This window comes from Amycolatopsis sp. PSD-21, assembly GCF_055561455.1.
Map to the genome: position 1 here is coordinate 8,787,330 of NZ_CM145712.1, position 14,800 is coordinate 8,802,129.

Here is a 14,800-nt window from a genome sequence, read left to right on the forward strand (position 1 = left end):
TCAGTCTTCCTTTCCCAGAGCCTGGCCGACCGCGGTGACGAGCAACGCGAACGAAGTGGCCCCTGGATCGGGATGCCCTTCGCTCCGCTTCGCCAACCGCGCCGCCCGCCCCTTGACGGGCAACAGGTCCGCCGTGGCCTCGGCCGCGCTCACCGCGACCTGCGCCGCTTTCTGCCAGGCCTGCGGGACGTCGGCGCCCGCCTCGGCCTGTTCGCGCAACGCCAGCCTGAACGGCTCGATGGCGTCGAGCATGGTCTTCTCGCCGGGCTCGGCCTTGCCCAGTTCGACGAACGCCGCCACGGCACCGTCGACGGCGTCCGCGAGGGCCGCCGTGGTCACCTCGCCCGGAGACCGGCCGCGCAGCCCCGCACCGGTCTCGGCGAGCAGGACCCCGTACAGCGCTCCGGACGCACCGCCCGCCGCGTCGGCGAACGCCGTCCCGGCGGCCAGGAGCGCGGTGGACAGCGAGTCTTCGTCACGCCGTCCGGCGGCCACCGCGGCCCGCATCCCCCTCGTCATGCCCAGCCCGTGGTCGCCGTCGGCCGCGACCGCGTCCAACCTGCCGAGTTCGGCCTCGTTGGCCTCGATATCGCGCAGGGCCGCCGTCAACGCCCGGTCCACGATGCCCTCGCCCGGCGCGATATCGGCCAGCAGCGAGTCCACTGTGGACTCCAGTGGCACCGGCGCCAGCGCGGCACCGGTGCTCCGGTAGCCAGGGGTGTCGCAAGGAGCCGCGTAGAGCTCGGCGAGTTCGTCGTCCAGCACCAGGATCGACAGCGAGACCCCGGCCATGTCGAGCGACGTGACGAATTCGCCGACCTCGGTGTGCAGCGGGCTGAGCCCCGCCGCGGCGAGCCGCTCGTGCACGCGGGTGTAGGTCGCGAACATCTCCTCGTACTTGGTGCGGCCGAGCCCGTTCAGCAGGACCACCACCCGGCCGTCGCCGGCGGGCAGCTCCGGGAGGAGGCCGTCGACCAGTTCGTCGGCCAGTTCCCGCGCGCTCAGCCTGCCGACCGTGCGCACGCCGGGCTCGCCGTGGATGCCGAGCCCCAGCTCCATCTCGCTCTCGCCGACGGTGAACAACGGCGCGGAAGCGCCGGGCAGGGTGCACCCGCCGAACGCGACGCCGAAGGTCCGGGTGTTCGCGTTCGCCTTCTCCGCCACCGCGTGCACGGCGGCCAGATCGTCACCGCGTTCGGCGGCGGCACCCGCGATCTTGAAGACCAGGAAGTCTCCGGCGACACCGCGGCGCTTTTCCGGCGCGTCGGCGGGACCGCTGGCGATGTCGTCGGTGACCAGGATCGTCCGGCTTTCGACGCCCTCGGCGGCCAGCCTGCGCGCGGCGAGCCCGAAATGCAGCACGTCGCCCTGGTAGTTGCCGTAACCGAAGAGCACGCCGGCGCCGCTCTCCGCGGCTCGCGCGGTGCGGTAGACCTGCTCGGCGCTCGGGCTGGTGAACACGTCGCCCACCACGGCCCCGTCGGCGAGACCGGGACCGACCAGCCCGGCGAACGCGGGATAGTGCCCGCAGCCGCCGCCGATCACCACCGCGACCTTGGGCGCGGACTCCTCCCGGCGCAGCACGCCGTAGGCATCGGGCACCTTGCGCACCGAACGCCCGTAGGCGGTGACGAACCCGTCCAGCCAGTCGCGTTTGAACGTCTCCGCGGTACCCAGGACCGTCATCGCCCGCTCGCTTCCGCGAATTCGCCGGACAGGTACGCGAGCAGCTTGCGCCGCACGTCGTCGTTGTTCTCCGCGACCTCGGCGGCCAGCTCCAGCGCGTCCGGCTTCGGCGGGTACACCGGGTTCGGCAGCGCGATCACGGTGAGCCCGGCCGCCGCGGCGGCGCGGATGCCGTTGCTGGAGTCTTCGACGCCGAGGCATTCCTCGCCGGACCGGCCCAGCCTGGCCGCGGCTTCGAGGTAGACGTCCGGGCTCGGCTTGCCCCTGGCGACCTCGGCACTGGACACGGTCGCGGAGAACTCGCCGGTGAGCCCGTGCTTGCCGAGTACCGCGTCGATCACCCGGCGGGCGGCCGACGACGCCAGCGCGACCGGCACCTTCGCGCTCACCTCGCGGACCATCTCCCCGGCGCCCGGCAGCAAGGGCGCCTCCCCCGCCTCGATCGCGGCGATCATGCCGTCCACCACGGCCCGCTCGACCTCGGCCGCGCTTTCCGGGGTGCCGGACCGCTTCGCGAGGTACGTGGCCCATTCGGGCGCGCTCATCCCCTGCACGGACGCGGTGTCCTCAGCCGTCCATTCGGTGCGGTGCCGGGCGGCGTACGCCACCCAGTTCTCCTCCCAAAGGTGTTCACTGTCGACGAGGACACCGTCCAGGTCGAACACCACCGCGGCGAGTGCCATCCGGCATCTCCTTTCACATCGATGCTGTTAAGTTAACATCGATGATGTGATCTGGACAAGCCCCGAGGAGGGATCCCGTGGTCGCACGGTTGTTATTGGCACGGCACGGCCAGACCGAATGGCACGCCGAGAACCGGTACGCGGGCAGCAGCGACGTCGCGCTGACCGAGGAAGGGTTGCGCCAGGCGGACGAACTCGCCGGTTTCGCCGCCGCGATCGAGCCGTCGGCCGTCTTCTGCTCGCCACAGAGCCGGGCCCGTCGCACGGCGGAACCTTCGGCCGAGGCACTGGGTCTGCCCTTGCGAGTGGTCGACGGCCTGCGTGAAGTCCATTTCGGACTGATGGAAGGGCGCACCAGGGACGAGCTGGCGGCGTCGGATCCCGAGGCGGTCGCGCGATTTCTCGCCGATCCCGTGACCGGCGCCTTCCCGGGTTCGGAGCCTCCAGCGGAGGCCGCCGCCCGCGGAGCCGCGGCTTTGCGCGGGATCGCCGCCGAGGTCCCGGGCGAGACGGTGCTGGTCGTCGCGCACAACACGCTGATCAGGCTGACCCTGTGCGCGCTGCTCGGCATCCCGCTCGAGACCTACCGCACAGTGTTCCCGCGACTGGACAACGCGGCCGTCACCGAGATCGCGATCGACGGCACGCGCACCGGCCTGCTGCGCCTCAACCAGCCGGCGCGCACGCGATACTGAACGGTATGAGCGATGAGAAGACGGCCGGTGCGAGCGCACACTCTCGTAACACGCGTCAGCAGCTGATCACCGAACACGTCTTCACGACCGGCTCCGCGAGCATCGCCGAACTGGTGGAACTCACCGGCGTCAGCACCATGACCGTGCACCGCGACGTCGACGAACTGGCCCGGCGCGGCCTGCTCCGGAAGTACCGGGGCGGCGTGTCGGCCATGCCGTCGACCGTCTTCGAAAGCAACGCCGACTACCGGATGAACGTGCATTCGGAGGAGAAGATGGCCATCGCCGCGCACGCGCTCGCCCGCGTCGAACCGGGGATGTCGATCCTGCTCGACGACTCCACGAGCGCGCTCGCGCTGGCGAAGATGCTGCACCGGGTCACCCCGCTGACCGTCGCGACGAACTACCTCGGCGCCATCGAACTGCTCAAAGGCGTCCCCGACCTGCGGCTCATCTGCATCGGCGGCGACTATTCGGCGACCCACGACTCGTTCCTCGGCATGCAGAGCCTGGAGGCGATCGAGCGGATCAACGTCGACGCGACCTTCGTCTCGACCTCGGCGATGAACACGCGGATGACGTTCCACCAGGAGCCGGAGATCGTGATGCTGAAACGCGCGATGCTGGCCAGCGCCCGGACGAAGGTGCTGCTGATGGACCACAGCAAGACCGAACGCGCGGCACTGCACCGGCTGGTGCCGCTGAGCGACTTCGATGTGCTGATCGTCGACGACGGAGTGGAGGAGCATCTGGCCGAGGAGATGCGGAGCCAGGTGGAAGTGGACATCGCGGAGCTCTGAGGCGTTCGGCGGGACCTGAAGTATGTGAAGGCCTCTTTCCCTCGGCTCAGCCGAGGAAACGCGACCTTCACACCTTCCCCCGGAGTACATGCAGTTCACAAAGTGGAGAACCTCGACGGCTGCCACGACCCCCTGTACCGATGCCGACGTTTCGCGTGACTGGACGGACGACACGCGTGATCCGGCGGACGACTCGCGTGCCTGGATGGACGTGAAGGCCCCCTTCCCTCGGCTGAGCCGAGGGAAGGGGCCTTCACGCGCCACCACCCAGCCCGCCCGGGCGCGCGAGGCTAACACGAAAATCGACCGATGTAACATCTTGAAAGTTAAGTTAACACGATCCATGATAAGCTGAACACGACGTCATGGAGGCGTGCATGAACCAGGTAACATCGCCGTTATCGCGACCCGAGAGCGGGTTCGCCCGTGTCCTGAACCGCTGGGGCCTGCCCGCCCCGCTGTTCCTCGGCTACGCCGGGCTGCTGCTGTTCATGATCGGCGACGGGGTCGAGTCGGGCTTCATCGCGCCGTTCATGGCGGACAACGGCGCGGGCACCGAGATCAAGGCCTCGTACGTGATCACCGTGTACGGCGTCGCCGTGATGCTGGCGTCGTGGTTGTCGGGCGCGCTGTCGGATCTGTGGGGGCCGCGGCGCGTGATGATGATCGGCCTGGCCATCTGGCTGGTGTTCGACGTGCTGTTCCTCGCGGTCGCGGTCTCCGGTGAGAGCTACCCGCTGATGCTGGTGTTCTACGGTCTCCGCGGTTTCGGCTATCCGATGTTCGCGTTCGGTTTCCTGGTCTGGATCACCGCGGTGGCGCCGGTCGCCAGGCTCGGCGCGGCCGTCGGCTGGTTCTACTTCGCGTTCACCGGCGGGCTTCCGACGCTGGGCGCGCTGGTCGCGAGCTTCACGAACCCGGTGCTGGGCCAGTACGGCACGCTCTGGTTGTCGGTGGCGCTGCTGGGGCTCGGCGGCGTGCTGGCGATCTTCGGTGTCCGGCAGCGGACGGGGTACACGCGGCTCGCGCCGCCGGACGTGAAACCGGTGCAGAGCCTGGTGTCCAGCGTGTCGATCGCGTGGAAGAAGCCCCGCGTCGGCGTCGGGATGCTCGTCCGCGTCATCAACACCGCGCCCGAGTTCGGGATGCTGGTGTTCTTCCCGACGATCTTCATCGAGGACATCGGGTTCGGGGAGAGCCGCTGGCTCCTCCTGGTCTCGGTCATCTACGGGACGAACATCTTCTTCAACCTGATCTTCGGCGTGCTGAGCGACCGGATCGGCTGGCGCACCACGATCTTCTGGTTCGGCGCGATCGGCTGCGCGATCTCGATCCTGTTGCTGTACTTCGTCCCGATCGCCATGGGCGCCGAGTACTACTGGCTCGCGCTGCTCGTCGGCGCGCTGTACGGCGCCACGCTCGCCGGGTTCGTGCCGATCTCGGCACTGCTCCCCTCCCTCGCCCCGGAGAACAAGGGCGGTGCGATGGCGCTGCTGAACCTGGGCGCGGGCGCGGCGGCGTTCGTCGGGCCGGCGATCGTCAGCCTGTTCCTCGGCCCGCTGGGCGCGGCCGGAGTGGTGATCGTCTTCGCCGCCCTGTACCTGGTCGCGGCGGTCATGGTGCGCTACCTGAAATTGCCCGAGGAGACGGCGAAGGCGATCGAAGAGGACAAGAGTCTGCAAGAAGTCGGAGAGAAGGTCGTCACCACGTGAACCAACCCGTCACGATCGGCATCGACGTCGCCACCGCGGGGGTCCGTGCCCTCGCGGTGGGCGGCGGCACCGTCCTCGCTTCGGCCGCCGCGCCGCTGCCCGCACCGGTCCGCGACGGCCGTGGGCGCAGCGAGCAGGACGCCCGGTCCTGGTGGCCCGCGGTGAAGGCGGTGCTGGCGAAGGTCACCGGCGAGCTGCCGGGCAGGGGCGGCGAGGTCGCCGCCGTGGCCGTCGCCGCGACGTCGGGGACGATCGTCGGGGTCGGCGCCTCGGGCGAACCGGTCACACCCGCGCTGATGTACGACGACAGGCGTGGCGCGGAGCTCAACCGCGACGCCACCGAACTCGGCGCGGATCGCTGGCGGCGGCTCGGTTTCGGCGTGTCCGCCACGGCCGCGCTCGGTCGCATCGCCTGGCTGGCCGGGCACGTCCCCGGCGTCGCCGGGATCCGGCACACGCCCGAGCTGATCGCGGCCGAACTCACCGGCGGGCCGGTGGCGGCCGACTGGTCGCATGCGCTGAAAAGCGGCTACGACCCGCTCGCCCTCGAATGGCCGGGCGAGGTGTTCGATGCCTTGGGAGTACCGGAGAGCCTCCTGCCCTCGGTGGTCGCACCGGCCACCGTGCTGGGCGAGGTGGCCCGTCCGGTCGCCGGGCTTCCGGCAGGCTGCCGGGTCGTGGCCGGGATGACCGACGGCTGCGCGGGCCAGCTCGCGGCCGGGGCGGTCACCCCCGGGAGTTTCGTCGGCATCCTCGGCACGACCTATGTGCTCAAGGGAGTCACCGAAGAACTGGTGCCGGATCCGACCGGGGCGATGTACAGCCACCGTCATCCGGACGGCTGGTGGCTCCCGGGAGGCGCGTCGAACACCGGCGGCGAGGCCGTCGCCGGGCAGGAGCGCCTTCCCGAACTCGACGAGGCGGCGGCCGCCCGGGGCCCGGCCAAGATCGTCGCGTACCCGTTGCGGCGTAAGGGCGAACGCTTCCCGTTCGCCAGCGCGGACGCCGAAGGCTTCGTGTCCGGCGAAGCCGACGAGGTCGAGCTGCACCGGGCCAGGCTGGAGGGAGTCGCGTTCCTCGAGCGGCTGGCGTTGGACCACCTCCGCCGCCTCGGCGTCACGATCACCGATCCGCTGCTGGCGGCGGGCGGCGGCAGCAAGAGTCCTTTGTGGACTCGGATCCGGGCGACCGTCACCGGCCTCGGCCTGCGGGTGTCGCCACAGGCCGAAACGGGGTACGGCGCCGCGCTGCTCGCCGCGGCGGGAGTCCTGCCGGGCGGGCTCGCGGAGGCGTCCGGAGGGCTCGGCAAGGGAGTACTGGTCGAACCCGACGAGCGCGAAAGCGCCGCGCTCGCCGAGTCGTACCGGCGGTTCTGCACCGAGCTGCACACCCGGGGCTGGATCGACGACGAACTGTTCGCCGTCGCCCAGCGGTGAGAGATCAGGAAGGGCGTGGGCCGTTGGTCTTGTCAGGCGCCGGCTTCGGTGCGGGCTTGGGCGCCTCGGCGGCGTCAGGGGCGGGAGACAGCAGCCGGATGGCCTCCTGGACGGCGACGTCCGTGGCGGAAAGCCGGTCGGCGACCTTCGACCGGAGTTCCAGCGCGAGCTTCCTCGCCTGCTGAGCTTCGGCTTGCTGGGTCTTCGCGTCGGCGAGGGCCTCCGCGACCTGCTCCTGCTTCGCGGCGATGTCCTCCGCCGAAGCCTTCTCCGCCTTGGCGATCTTCTCCGCCGAGATCCGTTCGGCTTCGGCACGCTTGGCCGCGGACACCCGGTCGGCTTCCGCGATCTTGTCCGCGGACGCCTTCTCCGCCTCCGCGCGGCGAGCGGCCGATGCCTCCTCGGCCTTCTTGTCCGCCGCGGCGCGGGTCCGGACGCTCTCCATGTCCAGTTCCTTGCGCTTCTGCGCCGCCTCGGAGTTCAGCCGTTCGATCTCGGCCTTGGCGTCCGCGAGCAGTTTCTCCCGCTCCGCCTGCGCGTCCTTGGCCGCCTTGTCGATCGCACGCTGGGTTTCGTGGGCGTACTTGTCGGCTTCGGCCCGTGTCGACTTGGCGTCCGCTTCGGCGGCGGCCTTGAGGTCGGCGATCTCCTCCTCGGCGAGCTGCATCATCATGCGGACGCGTTCGGCCATCGCGCCGGCGCCGGACGGGCTCGAACTCATCCGCACGAGGGCGGCCTTGGTCTCGTCCAGTTCCTTCTGGGCGTGGCCGAGCGCCTTGGTGAGCTCACCGGCGGTCGCCACGGCCTCGTCGCGGCTGCGTGAGGCCTGCTTGATTTCGGCCGCCAGCTCGGCGAGACGCTCGTCGACCTGACGCTTGTCGTAACCGCGGACAGCGCCCGCGAACTGGGACGATTTCGCTGAGGGCGCCTGAGGCGCCGTCTTCTCAGGAGCGACCATGGCGGCCACCTTAATGAGCGGGGACCCGTGCGGCAGTACCGCCAAACGGCTGCACTCGGCGTGCGGCAGGGCGATCACATGGCATCCTGCTTTGTTGACGGCTCGTAAGCAGGGGAGGCCTGGTTGGACATCTCGGCGATCCTCGAAGACATCCGCGAGCACTGGCACGTCTACGCCACGATGCCCTTCATCGCCGCGCTGATCGGGTACATCACGAAACGCGTCGCCATCGAGATGATGTTCCGGCCGCTGGAGTTCGTCGGGATCAAACCCTTCCTCGGCTGGCAGGGGGTCATCCCGGCCAACTCGCGCCGGATGGCGACCACCGCCGTCGACCTGCTGACCAAGAACCTCGTCGATCCGCAGGAGATCTTCTCCCGGCTCGATCCCGAGGAGGTGGTCAAGGAACTCGAGGAGCCGCTCCTCAAGGCCGTCGAAGACGTCACCCGCGAGGTCATGGAGCAGTACCAGCCCAGGCTGTGGGAACTGCTGCCGACCCGGGCGCAGCGCATGCTGGTCGACCAGGTGCGGGCGCAGGCGCCGAAGGTCGTCGCGAGGCTGATGCGCGAGGTGTCGACGAACATCGACGAGGTCCTCGACGTCAACGAGATGCTGATCAACGCGATGGTCCGCGACAAATCGCTGACCTGCCGCCTGATCAAGGAGGTCGCGACCCCGGAGCTCCGGTTCATCGCCCGGTCCGGTATCTGGTTCGGGTTCGTCATCGGCCTGGTCCAGTTCGTCGTGTGGGCGCTGACGAAGCAGCCGTTGATCATGCCGATCTTCGGGTTCGTCACGGGCTTCGTCACGGACTGGCTGGCCCTGAAGATGATCTTCTACCCGCGCGAGCCGCGCCGGTTCCTGTTCTTCAGCTGGCAGGGCATGTTCCAGAAACGCCGCCAGGCGGTCGCCAAGGACTACGGCGCGCTGATCGCGGACGAGGTGCTCACCGTGCGGAACGTGATGGAGGCCGTGCTCACCGGGCCCAAGTCGGACAAGCTGTTCGCGATGATCACCCGCGAGGTGCAGCGCACCATCGACGCGCAGGCGAGCATCGCGAAACCCTTGGTGGCGCTCACCGTCGGCGGGGTCCAGTACCAGGAGATGAAGAAGGCCGCGGCGGAGAAGGCCATCGCGTATCTCCCCGAAACGGTGAAACACGTGGAGAGCTACGCCACTGACGCGCTCGACGTCCGCAACACCATCGTCACGAAGATGCAGCAGCTGACCCCGCTCGAGTTCGAGGGGATCCTCCGTCCCGCCTTCCAGCAGGACGAATGGAAACTGATCGCGGTCGGCGCGGTGATCGGCGGGCTCGTGGGTGAACTTCAGGTCCTGCTACTCCTCCATTGAGGACAGGCGGCTAGGTTGCCCCTCAAGCGCGACGCGGGAGGGGCTGGAAAGTGGACGCCGTCATCGCCGATCTCGGCGAGCACTGGCCGGTGTACGTCAGCATGCCGTTCATCGCCGCGCTGATCGGCTACGTCACCAAACGCGTCGCCATCGAGATGATGTTCAAGCCGGTGGAATTCGTCGGCGTGAAGCCGTTCCTCGGCTGGCAGGGGGTGCTGCCCGCGAACGCCGAGCGCATGGCCGCGACCGCCACCGAAATGCTGACGACCAACCTCGTCGACCCGAAGGAGATCTTCGCCAGGCTCGACCCGGCGCAGGTGGCGAAGGAGATCGAGCAGCCGCTCCTGCGGATCGTCGAGGACGTCACCCGCGAGGTGATGGAGCAGTACCAGCCAAGGCTCTGGGAAGTACTCCCGAACACCGCCCAGCAGTTGCTGCTCAAACGGGTGCAGGCCGAGGCGCCGCGCGCGATCACGAAGATCATGGGCGAGATCGCGGAGAACATCGAGGACGTACTCGACCTCAAGCACATGGTCGTGACGAACCTGGTGCGCGACAAGGCCTTGCTGAACCGGCTGATCCGCGACATCTCACGGCCGGAGATGCGGTTCATCGCGCGGTCGGGGATCGTGTTCGGGTTCTCGCTCGGTTGTGTGCAGCTGCTGGTGTGGGCGCTGACGAAGTCGCCGATCGTGCTGCCGCTGTTCGGGATCGGCATCGGCTGGTTCACCGACTGGATCGCCCTGAAGATGATCTTCCTGCCGCGGGAGCCGAAGCGGTTCTTCGGCTTCTACACCTGGCAAGGCGTCTTCCAGAAGCGCAAGGACCAGGTCTCCGCCGACTACGGCGACATGATCGCGCGCGAGATCATCACCATCCCCAACCTGCTCGAAGCCGTGCTGAGCGGGCCGAAGTCGGACAAGCTGTTCACGATGATCACCCGCGAGGTGCAGCGGACGATCGACGCACAGGCGAGCGTCGTGAAGCCGTTCGTCGCGCTGGCCGTCGGGAGCAGGCGGTTCCAGGAGATGAAGCGGACGGCGGCGGCGAAGGCGGCGGCACGGATCCCGGAGACGATCCGCCACGCCGAGAGCTACGCGGTCAACGCGCTCGACGTCCGGAACACCATTGTGGACAGAATGCGGCGGCTGAACCCGCTCGAATTCGAGCAGCTGCTGCGCCCGGCGTTCCGGCAGGACGAGTGGAAGCTGATCGCCGTCGGCGCGGTGATCGGGGGCCTTGTCGGTGAACTTCAGGTGCTTCTGCTGCTTCACTGACGGCCACCCGATACCGTTTCCCCCTTCCCTGAGCGAAGCGAGGAGGTCGAGTGGACGCCGTCCTGGACGACCTCGCGCGGCACTGGTGGCTGTACGCCGCGATCCCGTTCGTCGCCGCGCTGATCGGCTACGTCACCAAACGCGTCGCCATCGAGATGATGTTCAAACCGCTCGAGTTCGTCGGGATCAAACCGTTCCTCGGCTGGCAGGGCGTGGTGCCCAAACACGGCGGGCGGATGGCCGCCGTCGCGACCGAGCTGCTGACGTCGAACCTGCTGGACGTCAAGGAGGTCTTCCGGCGGATCGACCCGGCGATCATCACGCGCGAGATCGAGCAGCCGCTGCTGCGGGCCGTGGACGAGGTCGCCCGCGAAGTGCTCGAAAAGCACCATCCCAGGCTTTGGGAGGTCATGCCGACGATGGCGCAGGAGCTGCTGATCAAGCAGGTCCAGGCGTCGACGCCGCGGCTGGTGCGCGAGTTCATGGCGGAGATGACCGAGAACCTCGACGAGGTGCTCGACTTCCAGCACATGACCGTGCAGCGCCTCACCAGGGACAAGAAGCTGCTCGTCCGGCTGATCCGCGAGACGTCGCGGCCGGAGATGGCGTTCATCGCGCGCACGGGGATCTACTTCGGCTTCGGGCTCGGGATCGTGCAGGCGTTCGTCTGGGCGCTGACGAAGGAGCCGTGGGTGCTGCCGATCTTCGGCGGGTGCATCGGGCTGTTCACCGACTGGCTCGCGATCAAGCTGATCTTCGTGCCGCGTGAGCCGGTGCGGTTCGGCCGGGTGATCCTGCAGGGCAAGTTCCAGCGGCGGCGGGCCGAGGTCGCGCATCAGTACGGCGAGATGATCGCGAACGAGATCCTCACCGTGCCGAACCTGCTCGACGCCGTCCTGCGGGGGCCGCGATCGGATCGGCTGTACGCGCTGGTCGAGCGGCTCGTGGCGCGGGCCGTCGACGAACAGGCGAGCGTCGCGAAACCGGTGGTCGCGATGGCCGTCGGCGGGCAGCGGCTGCAGGAGATCAAACAGGCGGCCGCGCGGAAGGCGCTGGAGCGGCTGCCGCCGACGATCCGCCACGCCGAGGGCTACCTGACCGAGGCGATGGACGTCGCGAAGATCGTGGAGCGGCGGATGCTCGGGCTGACGCCGCTGGAGTTCGAGGGGCTGCTGAGGCCGGCGTTCCGGCAGGACGAGTGGAAGCTCATCGCGGTGGGCGGGGTCATCGGTTTCGTGGTCGGTGAGCTGCAGGTCCTCCTGATGCTCCACTGACGCCGGATCGCGATTAGCCCGCTAAACGCAGGTCCGCGCGCACCTGCGTTTAGCGGGCTAAACGCGATTTGGGCGTGAGCACCCGATCCGCTAGGGCACGGCGGGCTGCGCCACTGCCGTCGGCTCGACGCGGACCCGCGACGAGCGCCCGCGCAGCCACGCGATGAGACGGCAGACGAGGTAGATCACGAACGAGATCGTCGTGACGAAGGCGCTCACCGGCTTCCCCGGCGCCAGCGAAAGGATGATCCCGCCGAGCGCGGCGATCTCCGCGAACACGATCGACAGCACGGTCGCCTTCCACGGGCTCGCCGTGACCCGCGCGGCCGCCGCTGCCGGGGTGACCATCAGCGAGACCACCAGCAGCGCGCCGACGATCTGCACGCCGAGCGCGCTCGAGATCCCGACCAGCACCGCGAAGATCAGCGACAGCAGCCGCACCGGCACGCCGCGCGCGGTCGCGACCGCCGGGTCGACCGTGGCGAACAGCAACGGCCGGTAGATCACCGCGAGCACCACAAGCACGACGACAGAGGCGCCGACGAGCAGGTTCAGGTTGGTCGAGTCGATGGTGATGATCTGCCCGACCAGGATGCCGAACTTGTTGGCGCTGCGGCCTTCGTAGAACGACAGCAGCAGCACGCCCATGCCGAGGCCGAAGGCGAGGATCACGCCGATCACGGAGTCGCGTTCGGACTCGCGGCCGCCGAGGAGCCCGATCAGCAGGGCGGCGATGACCGCGCCCGCGAGGCCGCCGAGTTCGACGCCGACCCCCAGCAGCAGCGCGCCGGCAGCACCGGTGAAGGCCAGTTCGGCGGTGCCGTGCACGGCGAACGACATCCGCCGCATGACCACCAGCGGGCCGAGCACCCCGGCGACCAGGCCGAGGACGGCGGCCGCGAGCAACGCCGTCTGAACGAAATCGAGACCGAGGAGTTCGCCGGTCAGGGCGAAGTCGAACATCTTGTCCACGGTGCTAGCTGGCCTGTTCGTCGATGTGGTGGGGTTCGTCCTCGCACAGCGCGCTCTGCGCACCGGCGACGTGGATCTGCCCGCCGACCTTCAGCACCTCGATGCGGGTGCCGTACAGCTCCGACAGGGTCTCCGAGTTCATCACCTCGTCCGGTTTGCCGACCCGGAACTGGCCGTTCACCAGATACAGCACCCGGTCCACATAGGACAGGATCGGGTTGATCTCGTGGGTAACGAACAGGACGGCCGTCCCGGCGGAGCGCCGCCGCTCGTCGATCAGTTCGCTGACCGCGCGCTGGTGCGCGAGGTCGAGGGAGAGCAGCGGCTCGTCGCAGAGCAGGACCTCGGGGTCGCCGACCAGGGATTGAGCGACGCGCAGCCGCTGCTGCTCGCCACCGGAAAGCCGGCCGACCGGCTGCTTCGCGTACGCCTGCGCGCCGACGGACTCGATCGCCCGCGACACCAGCTGACGCCGCTTCGAGATCCCGAAGAGCCCAGTGCCCCACCGGTGCCCGTCCAGGCCGAGGCCGACCAGATCCACCCCGCGCATCGTCAGGCCCTCGTCGAGGGCGCGCTGCTGCGGGATGTAGCCGATCCGCCGGTTGGTCCCGCCGGGGCGCCGCCCCGCGATCTCGACCGTGCCCTCGGGCAGCCCCTGCTGGCCGAGCAGCACCTTGAGCAGGCTGCTCTTCCCGGAGCCGTTCGGCCCGAGGATGGCGAGGAACTCGCCGGGCTCGACGTCGAGGTCGAGCCCGGACCAGAGGGTCCTGGTGCCGAACGCGAGGCTCGCCCCGCGGACACGGACCGCGGGGCGAGCTTCGGCGGGAACAGAGGTCACTACTTCAGTGCTCCGGCCAGCGCGTCCACTTCCTTGGTCATCCATGCAATGTAGTCGGTCACACCCTGGGGCAGCGTTTCGGTGACGTCGACGACCGCGATACCGGCGTTCTTGGCGTCGCCGACGACCTGCTGGGTGACCGGGGTGGTGGTCTGCGCGTTGTTGACCAGCGCCTTGACCTGCTTGCCGGAGATCAGCTGCTTGACCTCGTTGAGCGCGGCGGCGGGCACGTCCTGCTCCGCTTCCACGGCCTCGGCGAAGGCCGGAGGCGTCGCGTCGGTGACCTTCGCGCTGTCGAGCAGGTAGTGCGCGACGGGCTCGGTCGCGACGACCTTCGCGCCCGAGGCGCCCAGGCCCGAGACCTTCTTCAGGAGCTCCTGGGTCTTGCCCTTGAACGCGGTCGCGTTGGCGGTGAAGGCGTCCTTCGAGGCGGGCTGGATCTCGCCGAGCTTCGCGGCGACCTGGTCGGCGACCTTCTCGACGCCCGGCAGGCTGTACCAGACGTGCTCGTTCTCGTTGCCGGTCGCGGCGATGTCGACGGCGACCAGTTTCTGCGCACCGGTGGCCTGGTCGGCCAGCTTGGAGAAGAAGTCGTCGTAGCCGCCGCCGTTGGACAGCGTCAGCTTCGCGTTCTTCGCGGCGACGGCGTCGCTCGCGGTGGTCTCGTACGAGTGCGGGTCGGCCGAGGGGTCGTGGATGATCGAGGTGACCTCGACCTTGTCCCCGCCGACGGCGGTCACGACGCTGCCCCAGACGTCGGTCGAGGCGACGACCTTGATCTTCTCGCCGCCGCCCGGGTTCGCGGCGGACGCGTTCTGCGAACCGGTGCCCGTCGACGCCTTGTCGCTCGACGCGCAGGCCGTCGCGCCGAGCGCGAGGACGGCCAGGGCCGACACGGCCGCGAAAACACTCTTGGTACGGCGGGAATTCATTTACTGCACTCCTGCGGATGCCCTGGCCAGGTGTCCCCAATGCCGGGTAATGGAAACCGTTGTCAGATTCAACTGTACCCCATCCGGATGACGACGCCTCCGGTCCTGGTCCGAGCTGTACCCAGGGTCACTCTGAATCGAGACCTGCCACACGTCGGGTGATGCTTCTGCAAAACGTTCTGAA

13 protein-coding genes are annotated in these 14,800 nt (G+C 68.9%); 7 read left to right on the top strand and 6 right to left on the bottom strand.

Annotated elements, in window-relative coordinates:
* Together ACZ1DY_RS41365 and ACZ1DY_RS41370 are read right to left on the bottom strand one after the other, a co-directional pair.
* A complete protein-coding gene (locus ACZ1DY_RS41365) occupies positions 1-1,686 on the bottom strand; it encodes a dihydroxyacetone kinase family protein (protein WP_465482959.1) in 1,686 nt (561 codons plus the stop codon).
* Positions 1,683-2,369: an HAD family hydrolase gene (locus ACZ1DY_RS41370; protein WP_465482960.1), complete on the bottom strand. Its 687-nt coding sequence runs from the start codon at positions 2,367-2,369 to the stop codon at positions 1,683-1,685. Before ACZ1DY_RS41370 ends, ACZ1DY_RS41365 begins: the two co-directional genes overlap by 4 nt.
* A 77-nt stretch (positions 2,370-2,446) precedes the next feature.
* Here ACZ1DY_RS41370 and ACZ1DY_RS41375 point away from each other — a divergent pair, with 77 nt between their 5' ends.
* The 4 genes from ACZ1DY_RS41375 to ACZ1DY_RS41390 all read left to right on the top strand — a co-directional run bounded on the left by ACZ1DY_RS41375 (position 2,447) and on the right by ACZ1DY_RS41390 (position 7,012).
* Complete coding sequence (locus ACZ1DY_RS41375) at positions 2,447-3,064, top strand: histidine phosphatase family protein (protein ID WP_257489680.1); 618 nt, start codon at positions 2,447-2,449, stop codon at positions 3,062-3,064.
* A gap of 5 nt (positions 3,065-3,069) precedes the next feature.
* Positions 3,070-3,864, top strand: a complete 795-nt coding sequence (locus tag ACZ1DY_RS41380) for a DeoR/GlpR family DNA-binding transcription regulator (RefSeq protein ID WP_465482961.1) — start codon at positions 3,070-3,072, stop codon at positions 3,862-3,864.
* A gap of 377 nt (positions 3,865-4,241) precedes the next feature.
* Positions 4,242-5,576 (top strand): MFS transporter, encoded by a 1,335-nt coding sequence (locus ACZ1DY_RS41385; protein WP_257489681.1) that lies wholly within the window; start codon positions 4,242-4,244, stop codon positions 5,574-5,576.
* The gene (locus ACZ1DY_RS41390) at positions 5,573-7,012 is read left to right on the top strand and encodes an FGGY-family carbohydrate kinase (RefSeq protein ID WP_465482962.1); all 1,440 of its coding nucleotides are present in this window, start codon (positions 5,573-5,575) and stop codon (positions 7,010-7,012) included. The genes ACZ1DY_RS41385 and ACZ1DY_RS41390 overlap by 4 nt, the downstream gene beginning before the upstream one ends.
* A gap of 4 nt (positions 7,013-7,016) precedes the next feature.
* Here the strand turns inward: ACZ1DY_RS41390 and ACZ1DY_RS41395 are convergent, their stop codons facing one another.
* Positions 7,017-7,970 (bottom strand): coiled-coil domain-containing protein, encoded by a 954-nt coding sequence (locus ACZ1DY_RS41395; protein ID WP_465482963.1) that lies wholly within the window; start codon positions 7,968-7,970, stop codon positions 7,017-7,019.
* Positions 7,971-8,093: 123 nt separating this feature from the next.
* Here ACZ1DY_RS41395 and ACZ1DY_RS41400 point away from each other — a divergent pair, with 123 nt between their 5' ends.
* The 3 genes from ACZ1DY_RS41400 to ACZ1DY_RS41410 are packed head-to-tail and all read left to right on the top strand — an operon-like array spanning position 8,094 to position 11,874.
* The gene (locus tag ACZ1DY_RS41400) at positions 8,094-9,323 is read left to right on the top strand and encodes a DUF445 domain-containing protein (protein ID WP_257489684.1); all 1,230 of its coding nucleotides are present in this window, start codon (positions 8,094-8,096) and stop codon (positions 9,321-9,323) included.
* Between the two features lie 50 nt (positions 9,324-9,373).
* Positions 9,374-10,600, top strand: a complete 1,227-nt coding sequence (locus ACZ1DY_RS41405) for a DUF445 domain-containing protein (RefSeq protein WP_257489685.1) — start codon at positions 9,374-9,376, stop codon at positions 10,598-10,600.
* Positions 10,601-10,650: 50 nt separating this feature from the next.
* The gene (locus ACZ1DY_RS41410; RefSeq protein WP_257483161.1) at positions 10,651-11,874 is read left to right on the top strand and encodes a DUF445 domain-containing protein; all 1,224 of its coding nucleotides are present in this window, start codon (positions 10,651-10,653) and stop codon (positions 11,872-11,874) included.
* 90 nt (positions 11,875-11,964) lie between these two features.
* Here the strand turns inward: ACZ1DY_RS41410 and ACZ1DY_RS41415 are convergent, their stop codons facing one another.
* From ACZ1DY_RS41415 to ACZ1DY_RS41425, 3 genes are read right to left on the bottom strand one after another with little or no spacing between them, the layout of a single operon-like run.
* Positions 11,965-12,846 carry a metal ABC transporter permease gene (locus ACZ1DY_RS41415; RefSeq protein WP_126730193.1) on the bottom strand — a complete coding sequence of 294 codons (882 nt, stop codon included), beginning with the start codon at positions 12,844-12,846 and terminating at the stop codon, positions 11,965-11,967.
* Between the two features lie 4 nt (positions 12,847-12,850).
* Positions 12,851-13,684, bottom strand: coding sequence for a metal ABC transporter ATP-binding protein (locus ACZ1DY_RS41420; protein ID WP_126730191.1), 834 nt, complete (start codon positions 13,682-13,684; stop codon positions 12,851-12,853).
* Positions 13,684-14,616 (bottom strand): metal ABC transporter solute-binding protein, Zn/Mn family, encoded by a 933-nt coding sequence (locus ACZ1DY_RS41425; RefSeq protein ID WP_257483163.1) that lies wholly within the window; start codon positions 14,614-14,616, stop codon positions 13,684-13,686. Before ACZ1DY_RS41425 ends, ACZ1DY_RS41420 begins: the two co-directional genes overlap by 1 nt.
* Positions 14,617-14,800 lie beyond the last annotated feature (184 nt).

Coding starts and splice junctions, on each gene's coding strand:
- ACZ1DY_RS41365 (WP_465482959.1), bottom strand. CDS start 1,686: ATGACGGTCCTGGGTACCGCGGAGACGTTCAAACGCGACTGGCTGGAC.
- ACZ1DY_RS41370 (WP_465482960.1), bottom strand. CDS start 2,369: ATGGCACTCGCCGCGGTGGTGTTCGACCTGGACGGTGTCCTCGTCGAC.
- ACZ1DY_RS41380 (WP_465482961.1), top strand. CDS start 3,070: ATGAGCGATGAGAAGACGGCCGGTGCGAGCGCACACTCTCGTAACACG.
- ACZ1DY_RS41385 (WP_257489681.1), top strand. CDS start 4,242: ATGAACCAGGTAACATCGCCGTTATCGCGACCCGAGAGCGGGTTCGCC.
- ACZ1DY_RS41395 (WP_465482963.1), bottom strand. CDS start 7,970: ATGGTCGCTCCTGAGAAGACGGCGCCTCAGGCGCCCTCAGCGAAATCG.
- ACZ1DY_RS41425 (WP_257483163.1), bottom strand. CDS start 14,616: ATGAATTCCCGCCGTACCAAGAGTGTTTTCGCGGCCGTGTCGGCCCTG.